The sequence below is a fragment of the Lentisalinibacter orientalis genome (assembly GCF_040706535.1).
Lineage (GTDB): Bacteria > Pseudomonadota > Gammaproteobacteria > Steroidobacterales > Woeseiaceae > Lentisalinibacter > Lentisalinibacter orientalis.
Genome location: NZ_JAPDRJ010000001.1, coordinates 1,951,154 through 1,974,778 on the forward strand (window position 1 = coordinate 1,951,154; position 23,625 = coordinate 1,974,778).

General features: G+C 68.6%; 22 protein-coding genes. 7 read left to right on the forward strand and 15 right to left on the reverse strand.

Annotation, left to right across the window (positions count from 1 at the left end):
- Position 1 precedes the first annotated feature (1 nt).
- The 5 genes from glcE to ACJMK0_RS08635 all read right to left on the reverse strand — a co-directional run bounded on the left by glcE (position 2) and on the right by ACJMK0_RS08635 (position 6,907).
- On the reverse strand, positions 2-1,090 hold the full coding sequence (glcE, locus tag ACJMK0_RS08615; RefSeq protein ID WP_405237398.1) for a glycolate oxidase subunit GlcE: 1,089 nt from the start codon (positions 1,088-1,090) through the stop codon (positions 2-4).
- A 2-nt stretch (positions 1,091-1,092) separates the two neighbouring features.
- Positions 1,093-2,592 (reverse strand): FAD-linked oxidase C-terminal domain-containing protein, encoded by a 1,500-nt coding sequence (locus tag ACJMK0_RS08620; protein ID WP_405237400.1) that lies wholly within the window; start codon positions 2,590-2,592, stop codon positions 1,093-1,095.
- The gene (locus ACJMK0_RS08625) at positions 2,589-3,599 is read right to left on the reverse strand and encodes a glutathione S-transferase N-terminal domain-containing protein (protein ID WP_405237402.1); all 1,011 of its coding nucleotides are present in this window, start codon (positions 3,597-3,599) and stop codon (positions 2,589-2,591) included. The genes ACJMK0_RS08620 and ACJMK0_RS08625 overlap by 4 nt, the downstream gene beginning before the upstream one ends.
- A gap of 104 nt (positions 3,600-3,703) precedes the next feature.
- Entirely contained in the window at positions 3,704-4,069 is a 366-nt protein-coding gene (locus tag ACJMK0_RS08630; RefSeq protein ID WP_405237404.1) for a SpoIIAA family protein, read from the reverse strand.
- A gap of 192 nt (positions 4,070-4,261) precedes the next feature.
- Positions 4,262-6,907 (reverse strand): TonB-dependent receptor, encoded by a 2,646-nt coding sequence (locus ACJMK0_RS08635; RefSeq protein WP_405237405.1) that lies wholly within the window; start codon positions 6,905-6,907, stop codon positions 4,262-4,264.
- A 371-nt stretch (positions 6,908-7,278) separates the two neighbouring features.
- Between ACJMK0_RS08635 and ACJMK0_RS08640 the strand changes: the two genes are divergently transcribed.
- The 3 genes from ACJMK0_RS08640 (at position 7,279) to ACJMK0_RS08650 (ending at position 12,476) form a co-directional block, all read left to right on the forward strand.
- Positions 7,279-8,274, forward strand: coding sequence for an alpha/beta fold hydrolase (locus tag ACJMK0_RS08640; protein ID WP_405237407.1), 996 nt, complete (start codon positions 7,279-7,281; stop codon positions 8,272-8,274).
- A 117-nt stretch (positions 8,275-8,391) separates the two neighbouring features.
- A complete protein-coding gene (ppk1, locus tag ACJMK0_RS08645; RefSeq protein WP_405237409.1) occupies positions 8,392-10,530 on the forward strand; it encodes a polyphosphate kinase 1 in 2,139 nt (712 codons plus the stop codon).
- Positions 10,531-10,673: 143 nt separating this feature from the next.
- Positions 10,674-12,476, forward strand: a complete 1,803-nt coding sequence (locus ACJMK0_RS08650; RefSeq protein ID WP_405237411.1) for a GGDEF domain-containing protein — start codon at positions 10,674-10,676, stop codon at positions 12,474-12,476.
- Positions 12,477-12,485: 9 nt separating this feature from the next.
- Here the strand turns inward: ACJMK0_RS08650 and ACJMK0_RS08655 are convergent, their stop codons facing one another.
- The 6 genes from ACJMK0_RS08655 to ACJMK0_RS08680 form a co-directional block, all read right to left on the reverse strand.
- Positions 12,486-12,773 carry an encapsulin-associated ferritin-like protein gene (locus tag ACJMK0_RS08655; RefSeq protein WP_405224321.1) on the reverse strand — a complete coding sequence of 96 codons (288 nt, stop codon included), beginning with the start codon at positions 12,771-12,773 and terminating at the stop codon, positions 12,486-12,488.
- Between the two features lie 28 nt (positions 12,774-12,801).
- Positions 12,802-13,254: a methyltransferase family protein gene (locus tag ACJMK0_RS08660; protein ID WP_405237413.1), complete on the reverse strand. Its 453-nt coding sequence runs from the start codon at positions 13,252-13,254 to the stop codon at positions 12,802-12,804.
- Positions 13,255-13,317: 63 nt separating this feature from the next.
- The gene (locus ACJMK0_RS08665) at positions 13,318-14,055 is read right to left on the reverse strand and encodes an ABC transporter permease (RefSeq protein WP_405237415.1); all 738 of its coding nucleotides are present in this window, start codon (positions 14,053-14,055) and stop codon (positions 13,318-13,320) included.
- Complete coding sequence (locus ACJMK0_RS08670) at positions 14,052-14,507, reverse strand: YiiD C-terminal domain-containing protein (RefSeq protein ID WP_405237417.1); 456 nt, start codon at positions 14,505-14,507, stop codon at positions 14,052-14,054. The genes ACJMK0_RS08665 and ACJMK0_RS08670 overlap by 4 nt, the downstream gene beginning before the upstream one ends.
- Positions 14,508-14,521: 14 nt before the next feature.
- Positions 14,522-14,956, reverse strand: coding sequence for a nuclear transport factor 2 family protein (locus ACJMK0_RS08675; RefSeq protein WP_405237419.1), 435 nt, complete (start codon positions 14,954-14,956; stop codon positions 14,522-14,524).
- Positions 14,953-15,450: a hypothetical protein gene (locus ACJMK0_RS08680; protein WP_405237421.1), complete on the reverse strand. Its 498-nt coding sequence runs from the start codon at positions 15,448-15,450 to the stop codon at positions 14,953-14,955. The genes ACJMK0_RS08675 and ACJMK0_RS08680 overlap by 4 nt, the downstream gene beginning before the upstream one ends.
- Positions 15,451-15,604: 154 nt before the next feature.
- Between ACJMK0_RS08680 and ACJMK0_RS08685 the strand changes: the two genes are divergently transcribed.
- Together ACJMK0_RS08685 and ACJMK0_RS08690 are read left to right on the forward strand one after the other, a co-directional pair.
- Positions 15,605-17,248 carry a 3-(methylthio)propionyl-CoA ligase gene (locus ACJMK0_RS08685; RefSeq protein WP_405237423.1) on the forward strand — a complete coding sequence of 548 codons (1,644 nt, stop codon included), beginning with the start codon at positions 15,605-15,607 and terminating at the stop codon, positions 17,246-17,248.
- A 128-nt stretch (positions 17,249-17,376) separates the two neighbouring features.
- Positions 17,377-18,123, forward strand: a complete 747-nt coding sequence (locus ACJMK0_RS08690; RefSeq protein ID WP_405237425.1) for an SDR family NAD(P)-dependent oxidoreductase — start codon at positions 17,377-17,379, stop codon at positions 18,121-18,123.
- 90 nt (positions 18,124-18,213) lie between these two features.
- On the opposite strand, the gene ACJMK0_RS08695 is transcribed toward ACJMK0_RS08690, so the two are convergent.
- Positions 18,214-18,984, reverse strand: coding sequence for a DUF1499 domain-containing protein (locus ACJMK0_RS08695; protein WP_405237427.1), 771 nt, complete (start codon positions 18,982-18,984; stop codon positions 18,214-18,216).
- Between the two features lie 153 nt (positions 18,985-19,137).
- Between ACJMK0_RS08695 and tesB the strand changes: the two genes are divergently transcribed.
- A complete protein-coding gene (tesB, locus tag ACJMK0_RS08700; RefSeq protein ID WP_405237429.1) occupies positions 19,138-20,037 on the forward strand; it encodes an acyl-CoA thioesterase II in 900 nt (299 codons plus the stop codon).
- A gap of 118 nt (positions 20,038-20,155) precedes the next feature.
- A complete protein-coding gene (locus ACJMK0_RS08705; RefSeq protein ID WP_405237431.1) occupies positions 20,156-21,457 on the forward strand; it encodes an MFS transporter in 1,302 nt (433 codons plus the stop codon).
- 85 nt (positions 21,458-21,542) lie between these two features.
- Here the strand turns inward: ACJMK0_RS08705 and ACJMK0_RS08710 are convergent, their stop codons facing one another.
- From ACJMK0_RS08710 to ACJMK0_RS08720, 3 genes are read right to left on the reverse strand one after another with little or no spacing between them, the layout of a single operon-like run.
- Positions 21,543-22,055 (reverse strand): gamma carbonic anhydrase family protein, encoded by a 513-nt coding sequence (locus ACJMK0_RS08710; protein ID WP_405237433.1) that lies wholly within the window; start codon positions 22,053-22,055, stop codon positions 21,543-21,545.
- A gap of 10 nt (positions 22,056-22,065) precedes the next feature.
- Positions 22,066-22,806: a 2,3-diphosphoglycerate-dependent phosphoglycerate mutase gene (gene gpmA / locus ACJMK0_RS08715; RefSeq protein ID WP_405237435.1), complete on the reverse strand. Its 741-nt coding sequence runs from the start codon at positions 22,804-22,806 to the stop codon at positions 22,066-22,068.
- Positions 22,807-22,854: 48 nt separating this feature from the next.
- Entirely contained in the window at positions 22,855-23,625 is a 771-nt protein-coding gene (locus tag ACJMK0_RS08720) for an NYN domain-containing protein (protein ID WP_405237437.1), read from the reverse strand.

Genomic DNA, 23,625 nt, shown 5'->3' on the forward strand with positions numbered 1-23,625 from the left:
CTCAGAGCGCCTTGTACATCCGGCCCGGATTGAAGACGCCCGCCGGGTCCAGCGCGGCCTTCAGTCGGCGGTGCAGCGCGAGCAGCGCGTCGGGCAGCGGGTGGAAGGCGGGGACGGCATCGTCGCCGCCCCGGTAACGGGTGGCGTGGCCGCCCGCAGTTGTCGCAGCCGCACGGACGGTGGCCGCGTCGGCTTCGGTGGCGATCCAGCGCTGGGCGCCCGCCCAGTCGATCAGCTGACGTCCGGGCAGCGCGAGCGGCGGCGTGGCGGCCGGGACCGACAGGCGCCACAGGGGCAGCGGCGTCGCGAAGATGCCGGTGCGCTGATCCCGCAGCGCTTCCCAGTGGCCCGCATCGCTCTCCTCGCCGCCGAGGGATCGCTCGATGTCGTGCCTGGCCGCGGCGACCGCGCCCGCGGCACCGGACAGGCGCAGCCGCAGGACGCCGTCGCCGTAGCTCGCCGCGCTCAGCGGCAGCGGCTGCGCGGCGAGCCGGCACATCTGGCGGATGGCGTCGGCCTCGTCGCACTCACGCGCCAGGGTGATCGTGACCGGCGGTGCGGGCAGCACCTTCAGGGAGACCTCGGTCAGCAGGGCGAGGCAGCCCATGCTGCCCGCCAGCAGGCGGGAGACGTCGTAGCCGGCCACGTTTTTCATGACCCGGCCGCCGAAGGCCAGCGCCTGCCCGCGGCCGTCCAGGACGCGGCAGCCGAGGACGTAGTCCCGCAGCGCGCCGCGGAACGGCCGCGCCGGTCCGGACAGCCCGGCGGCGACGGTGCCGCCCAGGGTGCTCGCCGGTGCCAGGCGGGGCGGCTCGAAGGGCAGCATCTGGCCCTCGGCGGCCAGCGCGGCCTCCACCTCGGCCAGCGGCGTGCCTGCCCGGGCGGTGATCACCAGTTCGCTCGGCTCGTGGGCCACGATGCCGCGGCAATGGTCTGTGCCGAGTTTCGCGCCGCGCACGGCATGGCCCAGGAACTCCTTGCTGCCGCCGCCCCGGATCGCGAGCGCCTCGCCGGCGGCGGCGGCGTCGCGGATGCGCCCGGCCAGCTGCGCCAGTGCGTCGTCGTCGCCCGTCGGCTTCGCCTGCGCCACGGTCAGAAGCGTTCCAGCTCGGGATGGGGCAGCTCGCCCTGGTGCACGTGCATGCCGCCGATCTCGGCGCAGCGGGCGAGCGTCGGCACGGCCTTGCCCGGGTTCATGAGGCCGCGCGGGTCGAAGGCGGCCTTGATGCCGTGGAAGGCGGCCAGCTCGGGCGCCGAGAACTGCACGCACATCTGGTCGATCTTCTCCCGGCCCACGCCGTGCTCGCCGGTGATGGTGCCGCCGACGCTCACGCAGAGCTCCAGGATGTCGCCGCCGAGGCGCTCGGCCTTCTCGAGTTCGCCCGGGTTCATGACGTCGTAGAGGATCAGCGGGTGCAGGTTGCCGTCGCCGGCATGGAACACGTTTGCGACGCCCAGCCCGTAGCGCTCGGCGAGGTCGCTGATGCCCTGCAGTACCCGCGCGATCTCCCGCCGGGGGATGGTGCCGTCCATGCAGTAGTAGTCCGGCGAGATGCGGCCGACGGCGGGGAAGGCGCTCTTGCGCCCCTGCCACAGCCGCGCCTGCTCGGCCGCCTCCGTCGCCTCGCGGACGCCGCGGGCACCGGCGGCATCCAGGATGGCGTGCACACGGGTCGCCTCGTCGGCCACGTCTCCCTCCACGCCGTCCAGCTCGCAGATGAGGATGGCGGCCGCATCGGTGGGGTAGCCGGCGCCGCAGAACGCCTCGGCGGCACGGATGGCCGGGGCATCCATCATCTCCAGCCCGGCGGGCACGATGCCGGCGGCGATGATGGCGGCCACGGCGTCGCCGGCGGCGCCGACCGCGTCGAAACCCGCCAGCAGCACGCGCCGGCAGGCGGGTACCGGCAGGAGGTTGACGGTGACTTCCGTGATGACGCCGAGCATGCCCTCTGAGCCGGTGAGGAGCGCCGTGAGGTCGAAGCCGGGGCCGTCGAGCGCGGCCGAGCCGAGGCGCAGGCGTTCGCCGTCGATGGTGACCACCTCCAGCGCACGGACGTTGTTGACGGTCAGCCCGTACTTCAGGCAATGCACGCCGCCGGCGTTCTCCGCCACGTTGCCGCCGATGGAGCAGGCGATCTGGGAAGAGGGGTCCGGCGCGTAATAGAGGCCGAGGTCCCGCACCGCCTCGGAGATGGCGGAGTTGGTGACGCCCGGCTGCACTCGTGCACAGCGGTTGTCCGCGTCCACCTCGAGGATGCGGTTGAAACGGGTCATCACCAGCAGCACGGCTTCGGCCAGCGGCAGCGCGCCGCCGGACAGGCCGGTGCCGGCGCCACGGGTAACCACCGGCACGCCCATGTCGTTCATCCGGCGCATGAGCGACTGCACCTGGTCCACCGTCTCCGGCAGCACCACGGCGGCGGGACGCTGACGGTAGGCGGAGAGCCCGTCGCACTCGAAGGGCGCGATCGCCTCGTCGCTGTCGAGCACCGCCTCGGCGGGCAGCAGCGCGCGCAGGGCGGCGAGCAGCCGGCCGCGGTCCACCCGCGGCAGCTCGCCGTCGAGCCGCGGGTTGTGCAGGGCGCTCACGGCGCACTCTCCGCGAGTATTGCAACGGCCGGATCACCGAGCAGTCCGTCCACCCGCTGACGGTCCCGGTCGCCGAGCGCCGCGTAGCGCTCCCGCAGCCGGGCCAGACACTTGGCCTGGTAACGGAACGTCCCCTGCCGCCAGCCATGGCCGCGGATCGTCAGCTCGAACTCGTCTTTGCCGGCATCGACGGCCGCGGCGTTCGCTGCCAGGAAGGGCAGATAGACTTCTCTGCAGAGCGCGAGCAGGCCGTCCAGCAGGGGGCTGCCCGCCGTCTCGAAATCCGGCCATTCGCCCTCGATGCCGCTGGCGTCGTCCAGGTGCGCGACCCAGCGGAAGGCGTAGGGCGTCTCGCTGCGCATGAGGGCGGCCGGCGTGGGGTCACTCGCGAGCTGGGAGAGCTGCCCGTACAGGCCGAAATCGGCCACCGAGGGCCGGCTGCCGAACAGGAAATGCCGCTCGGTGACGTGGGCATCGAGCAGCCCGACGAGTTCGCGGAAGGTCTCCTCGATGAGCGGTCGGTTGCCCTCCGTGCAGCCCACCAGCGGCATGCGGGCGATCTGCCTTTCCGCGAAGGCCGCGGCGGTGCGCTCGATGGCCGCGCGCCCGTGTCCCGCCAGCCGGTCGAAGGCGCCCCAGTGACTGAAGGCCTGCTGGTCGGGCTGCCGGTACCAGCGGTAGTGGAACATCATCTTCGTGCCCCACTCGTCGGCGAAGTCCTCGATCAGCCAGACGAGGAACGCGAGCGCGGCGTCATCCGGCAGCAGGGAGCGCATGGGCGGGAGATCGCGCTCCAGCGTCTCTATCATCGGCGTGGAGTCCACGTGCCAGCTGCCGTCCGGGAACAGCAGCACCGGTATCACCGGCGGGCGCACGTGGGCGATGGCCTCGTCGCCGGGCGTGGCGCTCACGAAGATATAGTGCAGCCGCCGGTAGCGGAGCACGGCGCGCATCTTCATGGAGTAGGGCGAACCCAGCGCCCCGTAGATGGTGTATGGCCCTTCCATTCGGTCCCCGGCGGCCTTCGCACTGACTACCGGCAGCTTACCGGCGCTGCCGCTTCAGACCAAGCCGGGATGCGGGAGCCGGGGCGGGGGCGCCCGGCGGGCAGTCAGGGCGCGGCAGCCCACTCCGTCGCGGCGTCCAACTCGCCTGCCGGGAAGTGGCGGGTCTCCGCGGCCACGAAATGGCCGACGATGTGCGGGATAAGCTTCATGATCCGGTCGTCGCCGGCGAGCGCCACCTTGGCCACCTGGCGATGGTGCTGGCGGATGAAGGTCAGGTGTTCGACGAGGGCGCCGAAGTCTTCCCAGCCGGGGAAGTCATCCGCGTGGATCACCACGCCGTTCAGGTCGCCGTGCATGCGTATGAAGCCGTCCACCGCCTTGGCCAGCTTGCGGAAGTCCTCCTCGCTCAGTTCGGATTCCGGCTCAACGAAGAGGAGTCGGCGGCGGACGTCGAATCGGTGCTGCAGCATGTCTGGGCCTCATCTGGACTGACGGCTGTCCCGCAAACGGGACGCGCGCGTCGATTATGTAACATCGTCCGTCCGGTTGAAACCGCGGCGGTCCGCAAAAAAAGGCGGCGAGCCGAAGCCCGCCGCCCCTTGTCGATGACCGGACCCGATCGGGCGGGTCCGGTCCGCCGTCGCCGGCCGACGGCAGCGCCCTCAGTCGAAGTTGATGCCGAAGGCCAGTCCGTAGCGACGCGGCTCAAGCGTGAAGACGTTCGTGAACAGGCCGGACGAGGGGTCGGTGACGTAGAGACCCGTCACGTTGTCGTCGTCCGTCAGGTTCTGCACGAAGCCGCGCAGATACCAGCTGCCGTCGTCGGGCGTCAGCGTCACCTGTGCGTTGATGATGTCCCAGCTCTCGATGCGGTCGATCGGATCGCGGTTGAAGATGCGTCCCCAGCTGTCGTCCTGCCAGTAGTAATCGCCGCGAATGCTCAGCTCGTAGCCGCTGGCCAGCGGGAAGGTGTACTGGGCGCCGAAACTGAACGAGAGTTCCGGCGAGTTCTGCAGCTCGTTGCCTTCCAGCGGTATCCGGTTGCCGTCCGTCCAGGTGTAGGGCAGGCCGAAAGCCGAGAAGTCGAGGCCGGCCAGCGTCTCACACACGGAGAACGGCAGCGGCCCGAACACCGGAGCCAGCGCGGGCACGGCGCCGATCAGCGACTGCAGCGTCGGGATCACCGGCGGGCCGCCGTTGGCGTTGATGACGCAGTTGGAGTAGTTGGTGTAGTCCTTGATCAGCGTCGCACCCGGATCGCCGCCGGTCGGGTCCCGTGTGTCGACCAGGGATACCTCGCCGATCTCCGTCTTGAGATAGGACAGGTTCGCGTTGATCAGCCACCGGTCGGAGGGCAGCATCGTCAGCTCCAGCTCGGCGCCCCAGATCTTGGAATCCACGTTGTCGTTGAACGAGGTGCGGTTCTGGATGCGCGAGACCTGCAGGCCCTCGTAGTCGTAGTAGAAGCCGGTGAGATTCGCTTGCATGCGGCCGCCGGCGAGGGTGTTCTTGGTGCCGATCTCGTAGGCGTTGATGAATTCCGGTTCGAAGTTCGGGCTGGTGTTCGGAAACACGGCCGGATCGAACGGCGGGTTGAAGCCGCCGCCCTTGTAGCCCCGCGAGTAGGAGCCGTACACCAGCGTGCTCTCCGTGAAGCCGATGTCCGGCGTCCAGTCGACCACCAGGCGCCCGGTCGTCTCCGTGAACTCCACCGTATCTTCCCGGTAGGGCGGCAGCACGACGCTGTCCGAGCCGATCGGCGTCGGCTGGCCCGCGAACAGCGGCGCCCGGTCGCGAATCTCCTTCTCGTCCCGGGTGAAACGCAGGCCCATGGTGATTCTCACGGTGTCCGCCGGCGCGAAATACAGCTCGCCGAAAGCCGCCGAGGAGGTGAGGCCGTAGAAGTCGGTATCGCTGTGGAAGAACGGCGTGGGGATGGCGATGCCGTCCACGCCGGAGCCGAGCAGCGAGAAGTAGTCGAGCCCGTTCGACACCACGAAGTAGTCCGTCCAGTTCTCGTAGTCGAACCAGTTGGCGCCGACGAGGTAGTTCCAGGCGCCGTCGTAGTCGGAGGACAGCCGCAGCTCGAACATGACCTGGTCGCTCTCGCCCGAGGAACGGTCGTAGGCGTCCACCAGATTCGAGAAGCCGCGAATCTCGCCGCCGATCACGCCCACGCTGGAATCGGTGATCTCGGAGATCGGCACGGTGCCCTGGGAGAAATAGGTGTTGTAGACGATCGGGAAGGCCGCCTGCATCGTCGCCGCCCAGACCGGGTCGGAGAGTGCGGGATAGGGTTGCCCCACCGCGTTGTTGTAGTCGGCTTCCGAGAACACGCTGGTGTCCTGGTAGCCCGCGAGCAGATTCAGCGTGTGGCGCTCGAAACGATGCTCGATGTGGAAATCCAGGAAGAGTTCGTCGGACTTGTAGACCGGGTCGAAGTCCATGTAGACCTGACGGAAGTCCGCCGGATTCGGAGAATTCGCGTACAGGTCCAGTCCGAACGGCGCCAGCGCCACCGGGCCGAGGATCAGGTCGCTGGAGAGACCGCCGGCGATGGTCGCGGCCGAATTCGGCAGCTCGAACTCCAGCCGGTCCGGCAGACAGCCCAGCACCGCGGTCGGGTCGTTGTTGCACATCTGCTTCTGCGACCGGGTACGGCTCGAGTCCTCGTCGAACCAGGAGGCCATGAAGTCGACGGTGGTGGCGTCGCTCGGCAGCCAGCGCAAAGCGGCGCGGACGGCGTAGCTGTCCCTGTCGTCGACGTCGTTGCCGGTGAACAGGTTCTCCGTGTAGCCGTCGCGCTTGGTGACGATGCCGGCGAAGCGCGCGAACAGGTCGTCCGTCAGCGGGATATTGACCATGCCCTTGGCCTGGGTGCTCGAGTAGTCACCGAGTTCCACCTCCGTCGAGGCTTCGAAGGCGTCCCCCGGCTTGTTCGTGATCATGTTGACGACGCCGCCGGTGGCGTTGCGGCCGAACAGCGTGCCCTGGGGGCCGCGCAGTATCTCGATCCGCTCGATGTCGAAGTAGGGCAGCTCGAACAGGCGCGGCGCGTTCAGCGGCAGGTCGTTCACGTGGATGCCCACGCCGCTGTCGGAAGATGCCGCCACCAGGGCGTTGCCGATGCCGCGGATCTGGAAGTTGTTGCCGGTGAAGTTCGCCTTGGAATAGGAGACGTTCGGCGTGGAGAACTGCAGATCGGTGAATTGCTCGATCTGCAGGCGTTCCAGCGCTGCCGCGTCGAACGCGGAGACCGCGATGGGCACCTCCTGCAGCGACTGGGCCCGGCGCTGGGCCGTGACCACGACTTCCTCGACGAAGACGCCTTCAGCCGTTCTTCCCGACGGTCTTTCTGATGATTCTTCCTGCGCCTGGATTGCGGAGCCGGTTGCGAGCAGCCCCGAGACGAATAGCACGGTTGCGCCTGCCGGCAGATACCGGCGGCGTAATGAGACACGCTTCATAATCCTCCCCCTTACAGATTTGAAGCGGCCGGTCACATTGCGTAACCGACCGGCGGCACGCTAATTGCCGTCGTCGAGTTTAGCAGGTCGGAGGGGACTTCACATGCTGCGGCCGCGATGACGCACCCGTGCGGCGGGGTGGTCAAAGGGGGCTACTTCACATAGTGTATCGGCGTGTTCGAACAGGGACCGCACCGATGCTGAACCGCTCCATGCCGAGAAGACTGAGGATATTCGCCGCCGTCGTTTTGCTCGCCGTCGCGAGCGTGCAGGCGCAGCCCGCGGAGTTCACGGAGTACCCGACCTACTTCACCCATGCCAACGGCATCTCTGTCGCCTATCAGGAGTTCGGGGACGCGGACGATCCGGTGGTGCTCATGGTGATGGGTCTCGGCGCCCAGCTCATACACTGGCCGGATCAGCTGGTGCTGGATCTCGCCGAGGCCGGCTACCGGGTGATCCGGTTCGACAACCGGGATGCCGGCCTGTCGGAGAAGCTGTGGGAGGCGGACAGGCTGGGCTGGTGGCCGATGATCAAGTTCCGGCTCGGCTGGGACCTGGATCCGCCCTACGACCTGAACGACATGGCGGCGGATACCGTCGGCCTGATGGACACCCTCGGCATCGAGGAGGCTCACGTCGTCGGCGCCTCGATGGGCGGGATGATCGCCCAGATCGTGGCGGCCCGGCACCCGGACCGGGTGCTCACGCTCACCTCGATCATGTCGACCAGCGGCGATGCGGACCTGCCGCCCGGTGATGCAGAGGTCACGGAGAAGCTGCTGACCCGTTCGTCGGAGTCGGCCGGCCGCGAGGAGGCGATCGCCCGCACCGTCGACCTCGTGGGGGCCATCGGCAGTCCCACCCACGGCTACAGCGAGGAATATCTCTACGCGTATCTCAGCCGCAGCTACGACCGCAGCCACTACACGCCGGGCGTCGGCCGCCAGCTCTGGGCGGTGCTAGGCTCCGGCGACCGGAACGAGCTGCTGCCGCAGATCGGCGCGCCGACGCTGGTGATCCACGGCGCGGCGGATCCCCTGGTGCCCGTCGAGCATGGCCGCCACACCGCCGAGCTGGTGCCCGGCGCCGAGCTGCTCGTGGTCGAGGAGATGGGGCACGCCATGGAGCCGTATTTCCTGCCGGAGATCACGGGCGCCCTGCTGGATCACTTCGCGGCGGCGACGCCGCCCGTCGCCGCCCGCTGAAGCCGCCGTAACCTCCCCGTCACGGAGTGGGCGGGGAAGTGAGAGCTGTTCCCTGGTTCGCGCCGCGGCGCGGGTGTATTTTGTTATCTCCGTACACTCGACAGGGAAGCGACGCACATGTCCACGGCGGCCGACGAGTTCGGTAACGAGTTCGGTAACAAGGGACCCGACGAACCGCAGGAGGTCCGCTTCGACCCGGACGACCCGGCGCTCTACCTGAACCGCGAGCTCACCTGGCTCGCGTTCAACCGGCGCGTGCTCACGGAGGCGGAGCGCGAGCGCAACCCGCTGCTGGAGCAGCTGAAGTTCCTGGCAATCGTGAGCTCCAACCTGGACGAGTTCTTCATGAAGCGCATCGGCGGCCTGAAGCAGCAGGAGGGCGCCGGCGTGAGCACGCTGACCGTGGACGGGCGCAGCCCCTCCGAGCAGATCGCCGAGTGTTATGCCGAGATCAGCGACCTGCTGGCCGACCAGTCGGTCATCCTCGGCGAGCTGATGAAGGCGCTCGCGGCCGAGGGCATCCGGGTGCTGGACTTCGAGGAGCTGGACGCCGAGCAGCGCGAGCAGGCCCGCGGCTTCTTTGAGCTGAACGTCTTTCCGCTGCTGACGCCGCTGGTGATCGACTCGGCCCACCCCTTCCCGTTCATCTCCAACCTGTCGGTGAACCTGCTGGTGCAGGTGTGCCAGCGCGGCGACGACAAGCCTTCGATCGTGCGCATCAAGGTGCCGCTGGGCGCGCGCACGCCGCGTTTCGTGCAGCTCGGCCCAGGCCACGCGTTCGTACCGCTGGAGCAGATCATCGAGCATCATCTCGACCTGGTGCTGCCCGGCGTCGATATCGTCTCCTGCGACTTCTTCCGCGTGACCCGCAACGCCGTGGTGGAGCGCGACGAGGAGCAGGCGAACGACCTCCTGGAGCTGATCGAGTCCGAGCTGCGCGAGCGGCGGTTCGCCCCGGTGGTGCGGCTGGAGGTCAGCCACGCCATGAGCGAGGAGGGGAGGGACTACCTGCGCCGCCAGCTGGAGCTGACCAGCGCGGACGACATCTTCGAGACCGACGGGCTGCTCGGCCGGGCGGACTACATGCAGCTGGCCACGCTGCCGGTGGCGCATCTCCTCTATCCGCCACACACGCCGGCCGCCCACGAGCGGCTGGTGCGTGCCACCTCGGTGTTCGACGAGATCCGCGCCAACGGCCCGCTGCTGCTGCAGCACCCGTACCAGTCCTTCACGAAGACGGTGATCCGGCTGCTGCGCGAGGCGGTGGCGGATCCGGCCGTGCTCGCCATCAAGACCACCCTCTACCGTACGTCCGAGGACTCGCAGATCGTGCCGCTGCTGATCGATGCCGTGACCAACGGCAAGCAGGTGGCGGTGGTGGTGGAGCTCAAGGCGCGTTTCGACGAGGCGGCCAACATCCGCTGGGCCAACCGGCTGGAAGAGGCGGGCATCCACGTCTCCTACGGCGTGGTCGGCTACAAGGCCCACGCCAAGATGATGCTGATCGTGCGGGACGAGGGCGGCCGGCTGCAGCGCTACGTGCACGTGGGCACCGGCAACTATCACTCGGGCACCGCCCGGCAGTACTGCGACCTGGGCGTGATCAGCGCCGACGAGGACCTGGGTGCGGATGCGTCCGAGTTCTTCAACTCCCTGACCACCGGTTCGCCGCGGCGGCGCAACTACCGCAAGCTGGTGACGGCGCCGGACCACATGAAGCCGGCGCTGCTCGCGCGCATCCGCCGTGAGGCGGAGCACCATGCGGCCGGCCGCGAGGCGCTGATCCAGCTGAAGACCAATGCGCTGGAGGACCCGGACGTCACCTGCGCGCTGTACGAGGCCTCCCGCGCGGGCGTGCCGGTGCAGCTCATCGTGCGCGACACCTGCCGGCTGCGACCGGGCCTGCCGGGTATCTCCGAGACCGTGAGCGTGCGCAGCCTGGTGGGCCGTTTCCTCGAGCACACCCGCATCTACTACTTCCGGAACGGCGGCGACGAGGAGTACTACATCGGCTCGGCCGACTGCATGAGCCGCAACCTGACCAGCCGGGTGGAAACCATCGTGCCGGTGCGCGAGGAGCGGCTGCGCGAGACCCTGCGCCACATCCTGGATCTGCAGCTGGCCGACACCGAGAATGCCTGGCAGATGCTGCCCGACGGGGACTATGTGCACTGCGAGCCGGGCGACCATGCCATCGACTCGCAGCAGCTGCTGGCCGAGTGGGCCCAGGAGAAGGCGTACTCGCCGGCGCTCTGATCGGCTGTCTGATCGGCTGTCTGATCGGCGTTCCGACTCCGACCCCGGCGCACCCATGGCCCGTGATCGTGTGATGGGGGTCACGCCCGCGGCCGGCGCGAGCGGCTACCCTGCTCCGGATCGAAGACCGGCAGGCACGACCCATGTCGACCCCCAGGCAGCAGAGCATGATGGAAGAGCTCGCCCGCATCATGGAGGAGCGGGCGATAGAGACGCTGTTCCATGAGGTGATCGACCGCCGCGAGCGCCGCGTCTTCGGCTACGAGGCCCTCGTGCGCGGGCCTTCGGGCAGCCCGCTGCATCTGCCGCTGAACCTGTTCGCAGCCGCCAGCGCCTTCGGGCGTGCGCGCGAGCTGGAGCTGCTGTGCATCGAGGCGGCACTGGAGGCGTTCGTCAGCCGCGGGCTGCAGGGTCACCTGTTCCTGAACGCCTCGCCGGCCACTTTCCTGCATTTCCGCGAGGAGGTGGACTACCTGCGGGAGGCGATGAACCGCTGGTGCGTGAAGCCGGCGGAAGTGATCCTCGAGCTGACCGAGCAGTCCATGATGCGGGACTACGAGTCCATGCGCGAGGCGGTGATCGGCATCCGCGATCTCGGCTGCCGCATCGCCATGGACGACATGGGCGCCGGCTACTCCAGCATGCGCACCTGGTCGGAGCTGCGCCCCGACTTCGTGAAACTGAGCCCCGACTTCGTGAGTCACATCGACGTCGACCCGCTGAGGTCGGAATTCCTGCGTTCCATCATCGACATCGCCCGCGCCGGCCAGAGTGCGGTGATCGCCGAGGGCGTGGAGAGCGCCGGGGAATGCCGGGAGCTGGCCGACCTGGGGGTGGAGTACCTGCAGGGCTTCTACTTCAGCGAGCCTGCGCTGGAGCCGCCCGCGCCGGACAGGACGCGCATCGAGGCCTGTCTGGCGGATCCGGAGCAGAACGAATTCGAGACGCCGGACGGCGTGCTGGCCGGACGCCTCCTCAACCCGGCGCCGCCGGTCGCGGCTTCGGAGTCCGTACGGGAATTACTGCGCATCTTCAGCGAGAACGAGGACCGCACGTCCATCGCGGTGGTGGAATCGGGCCACCCGGTCGGCATCGTGCGCCGTGCCCGGCTGTTCCTGATCCTGTCCAAGCCGCTGCACATGGAGGTCTACGGGCGCAAGCCGGTGAGCGCCGTGATGGAGACCGACCCGCTGTGCGTGGACGTGGGGCTACGGCTGGAGCAGGTGAGTCATCTGCTGACGGCCCACTCCAAGCTCAGGCTGGAGCACGATTTCATCCTGACCCGCGAAGGCCGCTACGCGGGCATGGCCCGGACGCTGGACCTGCTGAAGCGCCTGACCGAGCAGCAGGTGAGGCGGGCGCGCTCGGCCAATCCGCTGACCTCGCTGCCGGGCAACGAGTCGATCGACCAGCACATCAACGCGCTGCTGCGCTCGGGCACGGCGTTCACGGCCTGCTACGTGGACCTGGACAACTTCAAACCGTTCAACGACTTCTACGGCTATGCCCGGGGCGACGAGGTGCTGATGCACATGGCGCAGCTGCTGACCCGCTACGCGAGCCCGGTGTCGGACTTCGTCGGCCACATCGGCGGCGACGACTTCGTGGCCGTCTTCCGCAGCGACGACTGGCAGGACCGTCTGCGCAGCCTGGTGCGGGATTTCGACAAGGAGATCCCGTCCTACTACTCGGAAGAACACCGGGCGGCCCGCGGCATCACGGCCAGGGACCGCTACGGGGTAGAGCGGCACTTCCCGCTCCTGACGATGACGGTGGCCGCCGTCGCCTCCGACTCCCGCCCCTACGCGAATGCGGACGAGGTGGCCGCCGAACTCAGCCGGGTGAAGCAGAGCGCCAAGACCGCCGAAGGCAGCGGCATGCTGCTGCTGACCGGCGCGGGGCTGGAGGACATCGGCGGGCCGCGCCTGGCGGCCGTCAGCGCCTAGCCGTGTGTCCTAGCCGTGGGCAATAGGCTCCTCGGTGAAGAGGTAGTCCTTCAGTTCGTCGTTGAACTTCGGATCCCGCCGCCGGATCCACTCTAGCACCATGGCCGCGTGCTCCTTCTCCTCGTCGCGGTTGTGCTCCAGGATCCTCCTGAGCTCGTCATCCTTGCAGACGTCGATGCGCTGCTGATACCAGTCCACGGCCTCCAGTTCCTCCATCAGCGAGATGATCGCCCGGTGCATGTCCCGGGTCTCGTCGCTGAGTTCGCTGACGGGCTCGTGGTATCCCTCGTTCGCCATTGCCGATCTCCTCGTGGCAGTAAAAAACCTACATCCAGCGCCGCACCCGGCGCCGGTAATCCAGATAATGCTCGCCGAACAGGCGCTCGAGCATCTTCTCCTCGGGGCGTACGAACCAGCGCTGCAGCACGAAGAAGAACAGCGGCACCGGCAGGAACGCACCGAGCGTGCCCAGCAGTATAGCCACCCCGAGCAGCGCCGAAATCATGCCCAGATACATGGGATTGCGCGACACCCGGAAGATGCCGTCGGTCACCAGCGCGCTTGCCTCGCGGAACGGACGGACGGTGGTGCCGGTCCTGCCGAAGGCCCGAGCGCCGGCTATGGCGGTGGCGAGGCCGAGCACCAGCGGCACCAGCCCCAGCCAGGTCAGCGGCGGCTCCACGATGCGCGCGATCGGCGCATACCGGTGCAGCGCCAGCATGGCGAGCAGGCTCGCCAGGAAGTACACCGGCGGCACGATTCTCTGCGCAGGGCTCATCGGGGTTCAGTGTAGGCGGGCCGCATCGCCGGTCCCAGTCCGGATTTACCACGGGCGGCGCCGTCAGCTACCGGCTGCCTCGTCCGGTGGCGCGCCGGCCTCGGAGCGGGCAAGGAGGGCGAGGAAGCAGGCCGCCGACAGGCCGGCCGAGCCGTAGACCATGCACATCACCAGGATCTGGTAGCGCACCGCCACCAGCGGGTCCACGCCGGAGAGGATCTGGCCGGTCATCATGCCCGGCAGGGAGACCAGCCCGACCGCGAGCAGGGAATTGGTCACCGGGATCATTGCCGCACGAAAGGCGCGACGGCGGGCATCCGCTGTCGCCACGCCGGCTGCGACTTCCGCCTGGAGGCGCTCGGCCGCGAGACTGACCGTATTCATGGCGTTCGCATAGACCATGCCGGCGAGCGGCACGAAGTAGTCCGGCCGGTACCAGGGCGCGAGGTCCAGCACGACTTCGGTCATCAGCAGCAGGGTGGCCGTGCCGCCGGCGGCGATGGCGGTCAGCGACGGCCCCAGCAGCGCGCGGCGGCGCGAGCGGACCGGCTGCAACGCGATCCAGGAAGAGGCGACGATCATGACCGCGACCACGCCAACCACGATCCAGAACGTGTCCGCGCGGAATATCCAGACGAGCAGATAGCCGATCAGGAGCAGCTGCACGACCATGCGCAGCACCGCATAGGCGGCGCCACGCCAGTCCTCGGACCAGCGGATCAGCAGCCCGATGACCACGGCGACCGGTATGAAGGCGAGGGCCAGGTTGGCCAGCGGGATCATGCGCACGGATTCGCTCACGGGTTGCCGCGCTCCCGTTCGTCCAGCAGCACGAAGGTGCCGCAGAAGCGAGCAGCGGCCTTGCCGGCGTGCTCCAGGTGGCTGTGCAGTTCGAGGCGGGCCCGGCGACGGCGGTCGAGCCGTTCGATCGTCCTGCGCCAGAGGTCTTCGTCGCCGAACTCGCAGACGGCCCTGAGTTCGCCGTCGATGGCGGCGTCGTATTCCATGCTGCTGCGCTGGATCACGACATTGGCCGCCCGGCCCGCCTGGTCGAGACGCACGCGGATGAGCGACCACGCGGCCAGGGTGGCGAGCGCGGCGACGCTGCCGCCGAAGGCGGTTGCCTGGTGGTTGAGGTTCGGCGCCAGCGGTGCCGCGAGGACGACACGTTCCGGGCGCTCGACATGCACTTCGACACCCATCGCCGCCGTCAGCGGGATGTGTGTGAGGAGATAGTCTCGCAGCCCGGCCATCGCTGCGTTCAGACTCAGCGGCCGCCGTCCGAGGCGGACCCGCCGGCCTGCGCGGCTTCGAGCATGCGACGCATCAGTTCGTGCAGCAGGTTGATGGCCTTCAGCGGACGCACCATCACCTTGAATTCGGTGATGCGCCCCTCGTCGTTCCAGGAGATCATGTCGATGCCGTCGATCTCGACGTCGTCCATCCGGGTGCGGAACTCGAGCACCGCGCCCCGGGGCGCGTACCACTCGCCGACGTAGCGGAAGTGCTCGTTGCCGAGCACGTGCATGGCCGCCTGCAGGTACATCCGCGTCAGCGGCCTGCCGGCCTGGGGCGTGTGCACGACGGGCGAGTGGAACACAACCTCGTCGGCCAGCAGCGCATCCAGCGCCGCCACGTCCCGGTCGGCGACCACGCGGTGCCAGCGTTCGATGACCGGCGGGCGGGCCTCCGGCGCGCTCATCGGCGGTGCCGTCCGATGGGGCCGAGGCGTTCGAGCTCCTCGTCCACGAAGCGGCGGAAATCCGGCGCCGCGCTCTTCGAGCCGAAATCCTGCCACCACTGGCGCACGCCCTCCGACTGCAGCCAGTAGCTCAGGTGTGCCCGGCCTTCGTGCCACTGGTGCTCTTCCAGGTTGCCCATGTGCCGCTGGTGGTAAAGCGTCGAGAAATACCAGAAGGCCTTCTGGGCCAGGTTGGAGAAGCGGTACAGGTCCTGGCCCTTCAGATTCCAGTAGTCCTTGCGGCCGCGGCGGTAGATGTCCTGCAGGTCCGGGTTCTGGATGATCAGGTCGGTGAAGTTGCCGTGCAGCGAGAGGGCGCTCTGGCGCACGTTCATCCGCACCGCTTCGCTGTTGTCCCGGATGTGTCGGGCCAGCAGGACGACGGCGGCGATGACGCCGATGCTGGCGATCAGGTTGGCGACGGCCGCCACCACGATCCAGACCGAGAAATTCATGGGCAGGCTCCCTGTACGGACCAGGCGTCAGTGTAACCCGGCGCACCGCCCGGCGGGCATTCCCACCGTCGCGGCTCATTGTGTAGTATCGGTTGCCACCGTGCCGCCGCCGGCGCGGCTGGAATCATCGACGCACTGTCGGGGGAGGAAGAAGATGCAAGGTCTCATGATGCAGATGCCGCTGCTGATCTCGTCGATCGCGAAGCATGCGGAGCGGTTCCACGGCAACTCCGAGATCGTCTCGGTCACGGGCGACAACCCGCTGCACCGCTACACCTACCGGGACTGCTTCCGCCGCTCGCGGCAGCTGGCGAATGCGCTGGAAGAGGCCGGCATCAAGCTCGGCGACCGCGTGGCGACGCTGGCCTGGAACGACTACCGGCATCTGGAGGCCTACTACGCCATCTCCGGCATCGGCGCCGTCTGCCACACCATCAACCCCCGGCTGTTCCCCGAGCAGATCGTCTACATCATCAACCATGCCGAGGACCGGCTGCTGCTGACCGACCCGATGTTCGTGCCGCTGCTGGAGAAACTGGCCGACCAGATCGGCGTGGTCGAGCGCTTCGTGATCCTCACCGACGACGAGCACATGCCGGAGACCACGCTGAAGGGCGCGGTGTCCTACGAGAGCTTCATCGGCGGCTGCAGCGACGAATACGAGTGGCCGGAGTTCGACGAGAACACGGCCTCCGGCCTTTGCTACACCTCGGGCACCACCGGCAATCCGAAGGGCGTGCTCTACAGCCATCGCTCCTCCGTCCTGCACGCCTATGCGGGCCTGATGCCCGACATCCTGAACCTGTCGCTGGACGACACGGTGCTGCCGGTGGTGCCGCTGTTCCACGTCAACGCCTGGGGCATCCCGTATGCGGCGCCGATCGTGGGCGCAAAGCTGGTCTTCCCCGGCCCGAAGATGGGCGACGGCGAGGCGCTGTACAAGCTGATGGAGTCGGAGAAGGTCACGATCTCGCTCGGCGTGCCCACGGTCTGGCTGGCGCTGCTGCAGTACATGGACCAGGCGGGCGTGACCACCAGCACACTGGAGCGCACGCTGGTGGGCGGCGCGGCGGTGCCGGAGTCGATGATCCGCCGCTTCGACGAGAAGCACGGGGTCACGGTGCAGCAGGGCTGGGGCATGACGGAGACGAGCCCGCTCGGCGTCACCAACACGCTGAAGCCCCATCAGCAGGAACTGCCGAAGGACGAGCAATACCGCATCATGGCCAAGGCCGGCCGCGGCATCTTCGGTTTCGAGATGAAGATCGTCGACGACCAGGGCAACGAGCTGCCCTGGGACGGCAAGTCCTCCGGCGCGCTGAAGGTGCGCGGCCCCTGGGTGTGCAGCGATTACTTCAAGCTGGAGGGCGAGAGCGACGCCCATGCCGAGCCCGGCTGGTTCGACACCGGCGACGTCGCCCACATCGATCCGGAGGGCTTCCTCACCATCACCGACCGCACCAAGGACGTGATCAAGTCCGGCGGCGAGTGGATCAGCTCCATCGATCTCGAGAACGCGGCCATGGGCCATCCCGACGTGGCCGAGGCGGCCGTGATCGGCGTCCATCACCCGAAGTGGACGGAGCGCCCGCTGCTGGTCGTCGTGCGCAAGGAAGGCTCGGACGTGAGCAGGGAGGACATCCTGGAATTCCTGGACGGCAAGGTGGCGAAATGGTGGCTGCCCGACGACGTGGTGTTCGTCGACGAGCTGCCGCACACGGCCACGGGCAAGATCCGCAAGACGGACCTGCGCAAGGACTTCGGCGACTACACGCTGCCGGCCGAGAAGGCCTCCTGACCGACGACAGGAGACAGGCAGGAGACAGGGCAGGGTTCCCGCGGATCCTCCGGTCCGTGAACCGCTCCCGCGCACGGCGGCGGGCGGGGCGGTATAGTCCGCGCCATCCATAGCAGAGGGAACGGATTATGACGGTAGATCAGCGGCTGCACGGCATGAAGGCGATCGTCACCGGCGCCGCCGGCGGCATCGGCGAGGCGGTGGCGCTGCTGTTCGCGAAACACGGCGCCGAGGTGCTCGCCGTGGACGGACCGGACAGTGGCCTCGAGCAGGCCTTCCGTCGGCGGGACGCCATCCTGCCGCTGGCGCTGGAACTCACCGACGACGGCGCGGTGGAGGTCGTCATGGAGACCGTGGCCAAGCGTTTCGGCGGCCTGGACATCCTGGTGAACGGCACCGTCGTGCTGCCGGTCGGCGCCGCGGAAGAGGGCGACTGGCAGGAGGCGCTGGACGTCAATCTCGACGCCATGACCCGTCTCTGCCGCGCCGCGATCCCGTACCTGAAGAAGAGCCCCGCCGGCCGCATCATCAACATCGGCTCGGTGATGTCCAGTTTCGGCGCCGAGGACCGGGCCGCCTATGCGGCCTGCCGGCACGCCGTCTCCGGCCTCACCCGCACGCTGGCTGGCGAACTCGGCCGCGACGGTATCACGGCCAATTTCCTCGAGCCGGGCGCCATCGTCACCAGCAATACCCGGCAGGCCTTCCGCGCCGATCGGGAGTTCCGCGATTTCTGGATCGGCAAGTCGGCCGCCGGGCGGCTGGGCGAGCCGCTGGACGTGGCCAAGGTGGCGCTGTTCCTCGCCTCGGACGACGCCGCCTTCGTCAGCGCCCAGGACATCCGGGTGGACGGCGGCGCGATGCAGGCGCCCTGATCACGACGGGCAGCGGCTAACAGCGGCCCGAAACGGCCGACAGGCAGCGACGGAATCCGGCCTGGAGAGGCCGGCGGGGTGGCCCGCCGGCTAGCCTGACGTGGCCAGAGTCTCCTCCAGCGCGGCCAGGAACTCACGGATGCGCGCGGCGTTGGTGCCGAGATCGCTCCGCCCCACCCGGGACTTCGAGCGCACGTCCACCTCGGTGCCGCCCGCCACGGGGCGGGCGCGCACCACCACGTCGTCGCGGAAGCCGAACCAGAAGGTGGTGTCCACCGCCTCCAGCCGGCCGGTTTCGGGTTCGGCGGCCACCACCTCCCAGCCGAAGGCCCGGGCTATCTCCGCGGCGCGGCTGACCACCTCGGCGGGCGGCGCATCCACGACCAGGCTGTCCAGGTCCGGATAGGCGCGGCGCTGCTGCTCGGCGCTCTCTTCTCCGGCCCAGGCGGCCGGATTCGGTGCGCCGGCCCTGAGCGGCGCGATGGCCGAGAAGGCCGGCGGGTCCTCGAGGTCGGTGCTGATGTCGTGGATGGGCGGCACGCTGCGCGCCTGGGCGAACCAGCCGTAGAGCTGCACCGAGATCGCGGCACCGATCACCACGGCCACCACCGCGCTGCCGAGCGCGGGCTGACCCGGCACCCGCAGGATGCCGATGACCGCGATAATGCCGACCAGCAGCGCCACCAGGGCGAGGGCGCCGCCGGCCATCGCCAGCCAGATGCCGGGCATGACGCCGACGATGCCGAAGCGGTGGCCGGGCCCCGCGATCACCAGCGCGATCACGGCAGCCAGTGCCGCGTACAGCGCGAAGCGCCCCAGTCGCCGCGGCCACGCGGAGCCGCCGCCGAGTTCGTCAGCCATCGCCTACCTCCTCCGAGGATTCCTCCGCCTGCGGGGAAACCACTATAAACCCGGCTGCCACGCCCCGTCGATTCCGCCGCCCGGCTGCCGGCCGGCCTGCCGGGCGCGCCTGCTAGAATACGCGCCTCGTTCCCCCCGCCACGGAGCCTCCGAATGGACGCCGTACTCGCCGATCTGCTGCAACTGCTGAAGCTCGAGCGCATCGAGGAGAACATCTTCCGCGGCGACAGCCGCGACATCGGCAGCGCGCAGGTATTCGGCGGCCAGGTGCTCGGTCAGGCTCTGTCCGCGGCCCATCACACCGTGGAGGGCAGGGTGGCCCATTCCCTGCACGCCTATTTCCTGCGCCGCGGCGACGTGGAGGCGCCGATCGTCTACGACGTGGACCGCGCCCGGGACGGGCGGAGCTTCTCCGTGCGCCGGGTGGTGGCCATCCAGCACGGGCGACCCATCTTCAACCTGTCCGCGTCGTTCCAGGTGCCGGAGGAGGGCCTCGAGCACCAGGCGGAGATGCCGGAGGTGACCCCGCCGGAGGAACTGCGCGACTCCCACGAACTCGCCTCCGAGATCGTCCACGTGCTGCCGGAGAAGATGCGCCGGTTCTTCACCCAGAAGCGGCCGTTCGAGTTCCGCCCCGTCGATCCGCCGGACTTCCTGAAGCCGGAGAAGCGGCCGCCGGTCAAGCACGTCTGGGTGCGCGCCGCCGACCGCCTGCCGGACGACCCCGACCTGCACCGCAACCTGCTGGCCTACTTCTCCGACTACGAGCTGCTGGGCACGGCGACGCTGCCCCACGGGCTGCGCTTCGGCACGGGCAACGTGCAGATGGCGAGTCTCGATCATGCGCTGTGGTTCCACCGCGAGGCCCGGGTGGACGAGTGGCTGCTCTACCGCTTCGACAGTCCCAACGCGTCGGCCGGGCGGGGCTACTCCCGCGGCCAGATCTTCAGCCGCGACGGTACGCTGGTGGCCTCAACGGCCCAGGAGGGCCTGGTGCGGGTCTGGCGCGAGCCGCTGGAGCGCAAGCGCAGAAGCGCCGCCGCGCAGGACTGATCGCGGTGTGCGCCCGCCAACGCGCCTGCCCGGGTCCCGGTCCCTGCGCCAATAGTCCCTGCGTTAAAAGTTTATGCGCCAACCGTCCCTGCGCCAGTAGCCGATGAGCCGCTAGTCCATGCGCCACTATCTGAGCTGGTTCTTCTCGGCGCGGATGCCGTTCGTGGCCCGCGCGCTGTACGGCCGCGAGCTGCGCGCCTGGACGCTCTTCTCCCTCGGCCTCGGCGCCGTGGAGGGCGGCGTGGTGGGCGTCATCGCCAAAAACGCCTTCGCCGGCGCCGTCGGCGACATGGCCCTGAATCAGAGCGTGGCGCTGGTGGCGGGAGCGCCGGCGTTCGCCAACATACTCTCGTTCCTGTGGGCGGGCATGGCCAGCGGCCGGGACAAGGTGCGCGTCCTGACCGCGCTGAAGCTCGCCGCCGGGCTGAGCCTGGTCGCCATCGCATTGGCGCCCATCAACGGCTGGGGTCTGGCCCTGTTCGTCGCCGGCGTCATCGGCGCCCGGCTGTTCTGGTCCGGCATCGTCACGGTGCGTTCGGCGATCTGGCGCGCCAACTATCCCCGCCACGTCCGCGGCAACTTCACCGCGCGGGTGACGGTGCTGGCGGCGCTGGGCATGGCCACGACCGGCGTCGTCACCGGCCTGCTGCTGGACCGGGACCCGCTCGCCTTCCGCTACGTCTATCCGGCGGCCGCGCTGGCCATGTTCGCCGGCATGGCGCTGTATGCCCGGGTGCGTGTGCGCGGCCATCGGCGCCTGGTGGCCGCCGAGCGGGCGGAGCAGGCAGGGCCCGGGCGGCGCCGGCGCCGGGACCTGTTCGGCATCCTGCGCACCGACCACGATTACCGGCGCTATCTCACCTGCATGTTCGTGTTCGGCAGCGGCAACCTGATGGTGGTGGCCCAGCTGGTGATCATCCTGAACGAGCAGCTCGGCCTGTCGCGGCTGCAGCAGATGCTGATCACCTCGTCCATTCCTTTCGCGGTGATCCCGCTCTCCATCCCGCTGTGGGCCCGCTTCTTCGACCGCGTGCACATCGTGCGCTACCGCGCCATCCAGAGCTGGTCCTTCGTGGCCGCCATGGCGGCGTTCCTCACCGGCGTGTTCACCGCGCGCATCGAGGTGCTGTGGCTCGGTGCGGCGCTGCTCGGCACCGGCTATGCCGGCGGGCGCCTGGGCTGGAACCTGGGCCATAACGACTTCGCCTCGGATGCCCGCGCGACGGAATACATGGGCCTGCACGTGACCCTGACCGGGGTGCGCGGCCTGCTGGCGCCGATCGCCGGCGTCGGCGCTTACCAGATCCTGCAGGGCATGGAGGCAGGGCTCGGCATCTACGCGCTGTTCCTGCCGCTGGCGCTCACGACCGCCGGCGCGTTCGGCTTCGTCTGGCTGCGCTCGCAGCTGCCGGATGCCTGATTGCCGATAGCTGATTGCCGATAGCTGATTGCCGATAGCCGCTAGCCGCTAGCCGCGTCCCGGCGCCCGCGGCTACGGGCCGGCGTCAGTCGAGATCGCGCCGGTAGCGCCGGGCGTTCTCCACGTAATGCTCTGCGGAGTGGCCGATCATGGCGATCTCCTCGTCGCTCAGCTCGCGCACCACCTTGGCCGGTGCGCCGAGGACCAGCACGCCGTCCGGGAACTCCTTGCCCTCGGTGACCAGGCTGTTGGCGCCCACCACCGTGTTCGAGCCGATGCGCGCGCCGTTCAGGATGATGCTGCCGATGCCGATCAGGGTGTCGGCGCCGATGGTGCAGCCGTGCAGCATGACCTTGTGGCCGATCGTGACCCGGTCGCCGACGGTGAGCGGATAGCCCATGTCCGTGTGCATCACCGTGCCGTCCTGGACGTTGGAGCCCTCGCCGATCTCTATCCACTCGTTGTCGCCGCGCAGCACGGACTGGAACCACACGCTGGCTCCCGCCTTCAGCCGCACGCGCCCGATCACCCGGGCATCGGGCGCCACCCAGGCGTCTTCGTGGATGTCGGGGCTCGCATCGCCGAGATCGTGGATCATGCTCTTCTCCTCAGCCTTTCGCCTGGTTCGCCACGGCGGCGGCGGCCTTCGCCACCGCGTCCGGGTCGCCCAGGAACTCCCGACCGCGCGGTTTCAGGTCGTCGTCGAGGTCATAGGCGAGCGGGATGCCGGTGGGGATATTGAAACCGGTGATCTCGTCGTCGGACATGCCGTCCAGCATCTTCACCAGCGCGCGCAGGCTGTTGCCGTGGGCGGCGATCAGCACGTGCCGGCCGGCCAGCAGGTCCGGCGCGATCACGTCGTCCCAGTAGGGCACCACCCGTTCCAGGGTGGTCTTCAGGGATTCGGTGGCGGGCAGGTCGGCGATGCCGGCATAGCGGCGGTCGAAGCGGGGGTGGCGCTCGTCGTCTTCCTCCAGCGGGGGCGGCGGGGTGTCGTAGCTGCGCCGCCAGACGTGCACCTGCTCCTCGCCGTATTTCTCCGCCGTCTCCGCCTTGTTCAGGCCCTGCAGCGCGCCGTAGTGGCGCTCGTTCAGACGCCAGCTGCGGTGTACGGGTATCCACATGAGATCCATCTCGTCCTGGATCAGCCACAACGTGCGTATCGCGCGCTTCAGCACGGAGGTGTAGGCCACGTCGAAGCGGTAGCCGGCCTCGGCCAGCGTGCGGCCGGCCTCCTTCGCCTCCTCGATGCCTTTCGCCGTGAGATCCACGTCGGTCCAGCCGGTGAACAGGTTCTTCAGATTCCACTCGCTCTGGCCGTGGCGGCAGAGGATCAGTTGTCCTGGCATCTCGCTAGTTACCTCTCTCGGTCCGTTGCCGGTGTCGGCGGTTACGCATCACACCGTGTGCACGATGTAGTTGCCCCGCGCGTCGTCGAAGTCGATCCGGATCAGCTTCTCCTTCTGCGCCGATTCCAGCAGCTCGGAGAAGTTCTTGAAGCCGTAGTAGTTCTCGTTGAAGCCCGGATGCACGCGGCGCATGGTCTGCTTGACCAGCGAGCCCCACAGCGGGTCGTAATCGGCCTCCAGCGAGTCGACGATCTCCACCAGCATCTCCAGCGCCTCCTGGCGCTTGCCGTTCGCGCCGGTCCTCTGCTCCGTCTTCTTCTTCTTCGCGCCCTGGGTCTGCTTGCGCCCGGCCACCCGGGCCAGGTCGTCGTAGTAGATGAACTCGTCGCAGTTGCCGATGAGCAGATCCGAGGTGGAGCTCTTGATGCCGCAGCCGATCACGCGCTTGTCGTTCTCCTTCAGTTTGGAGACCAGCGGCGAGAAGTCGCTGTCGCCGGACACCAGCGCGAAGGCGTCGATATGGCTCTTCGCGTAACAGAGGTCGATGGCGTCCACCACCATGCGGATGTCGGCGCTGTTCTTGCCGCTGAACTTGGTCTGCGGGATGTCGATCAGCTCGATGCCCTGCTCGTGGAAGTCGCGCACGTACTTCTGGTAGCGGCTCCAGTCGGAGTAGGCGCGCTTGTACACCAGGCGGCCCTTCTCGAGCAGGCGCTTCAGCACCAGCTTGATGTCGAAGGTGCCCTGGGGCGTCTCCTTGGCGCCCAGCGCCAGGTTTTCGAAGTCGATGAATACCGCGATGAGTTGTTCGTCTGCCAT

Bases quoted from the DNA above. Each gene is read 5' to 3' on its own strand.
- ACJMK0_RS08690 (WP_405237425.1), top strand. From the start codon at position 17,377: ATGACGGTAGATCAGCGGCTGCACGGCATGAAGGCGATCGTCACCGGC.
- ACJMK0_RS08705 (WP_405237431.1), top strand. From the start codon at position 20,156: ATGCGCCACTATCTGAGCTGGTTCTTCTCGGCGCGGATGCCGTTCGTG.
- ACJMK0_RS08680 (WP_405237421.1), bottom strand. From the start codon at position 15,450: ATGAATTTCTCGGTCTGGATCGTGGTGGCGGCCGTCGCCAACCTGATC.
- ACJMK0_RS08710 (WP_405237433.1), bottom strand. From the start codon at position 22,055: ATGATCCACGATCTCGGCGATGCGAGCCCCGACATCCACGAAGACGCC.
- ACJMK0_RS08670 (WP_405237417.1), bottom strand. From the start codon at position 14,507: ATGGCCGGGCTGCGAGACTATCTCCTCACACACATCCCGCTGACGGCG.
- gpmA (WP_405237435.1), bottom strand. From the start codon at position 22,806: ATGCCAGGACAACTGATCCTCTGCCGCCACGGCCAGAGCGAGTGGAAT.
- ACJMK0_RS08650 (WP_405237411.1), top strand. From the start codon at position 10,674: ATGTCGACCCCCAGGCAGCAGAGCATGATGGAAGAGCTCGCCCGCATC.
- ACJMK0_RS08655 (WP_405224321.1), bottom strand. From the start codon at position 12,773: ATGGCGAACGAGGGATACCACGAGCCCGTCAGCGAACTCAGCGACGAG.
- ACJMK0_RS08720 (WP_405237437.1), bottom strand. From the start codon at position 23,625: ATGGCAGACGAACAACTCATCGCGGTATTCATCGACTTCGAAAACCTG.
- ppk1 (WP_405237409.1), top strand. From the start codon at position 8,392: ATGTCCACGGCGGCCGACGAGTTCGGTAACGAGTTCGGTAACAAGGGA.
- ACJMK0_RS08660 (WP_405237413.1), bottom strand. From the start codon at position 13,254: ATGAGCCCTGCGCAGAGAATCGTGCCGCCGGTGTACTTCCTGGCGAGC.
- ACJMK0_RS08640 (WP_405237407.1), top strand. From the start codon at position 7,279: ATGCCGAGAAGACTGAGGATATTCGCCGCCGTCGTTTTGCTCGCCGTC.
- ACJMK0_RS08685 (WP_405237423.1), top strand. From the start codon at position 15,605: ATGCAAGGTCTCATGATGCAGATGCCGCTGCTGATCTCGTCGATCGCG.
- ACJMK0_RS08630 (WP_405237404.1), bottom strand. From the start codon at position 4,069: ATGCTGCAGCACCGATTCGACGTCCGCCGCCGACTCCTCTTCGTTGAG.
- tesB (WP_405237429.1), top strand. From the start codon at position 19,138: ATGGACGCCGTACTCGCCGATCTGCTGCAACTGCTGAAGCTCGAGCGC.
- ACJMK0_RS08625 (WP_405237402.1), bottom strand. From the start codon at position 3,599: ATGGAAGGGCCATACACCATCTACGGGGCGCTGGGTTCGCCCTACTCC.
- ACJMK0_RS08675 (WP_405237419.1), bottom strand. From the start codon at position 14,956: ATGAGCGCGCCGGAGGCCCGCCCGCCGGTCATCGAACGCTGGCACCGC.
- ACJMK0_RS08695 (WP_405237427.1), bottom strand. From the start codon at position 18,984: ATGGCTGACGAACTCGGCGGCGGCTCCGCGTGGCCGCGGCGACTGGGG.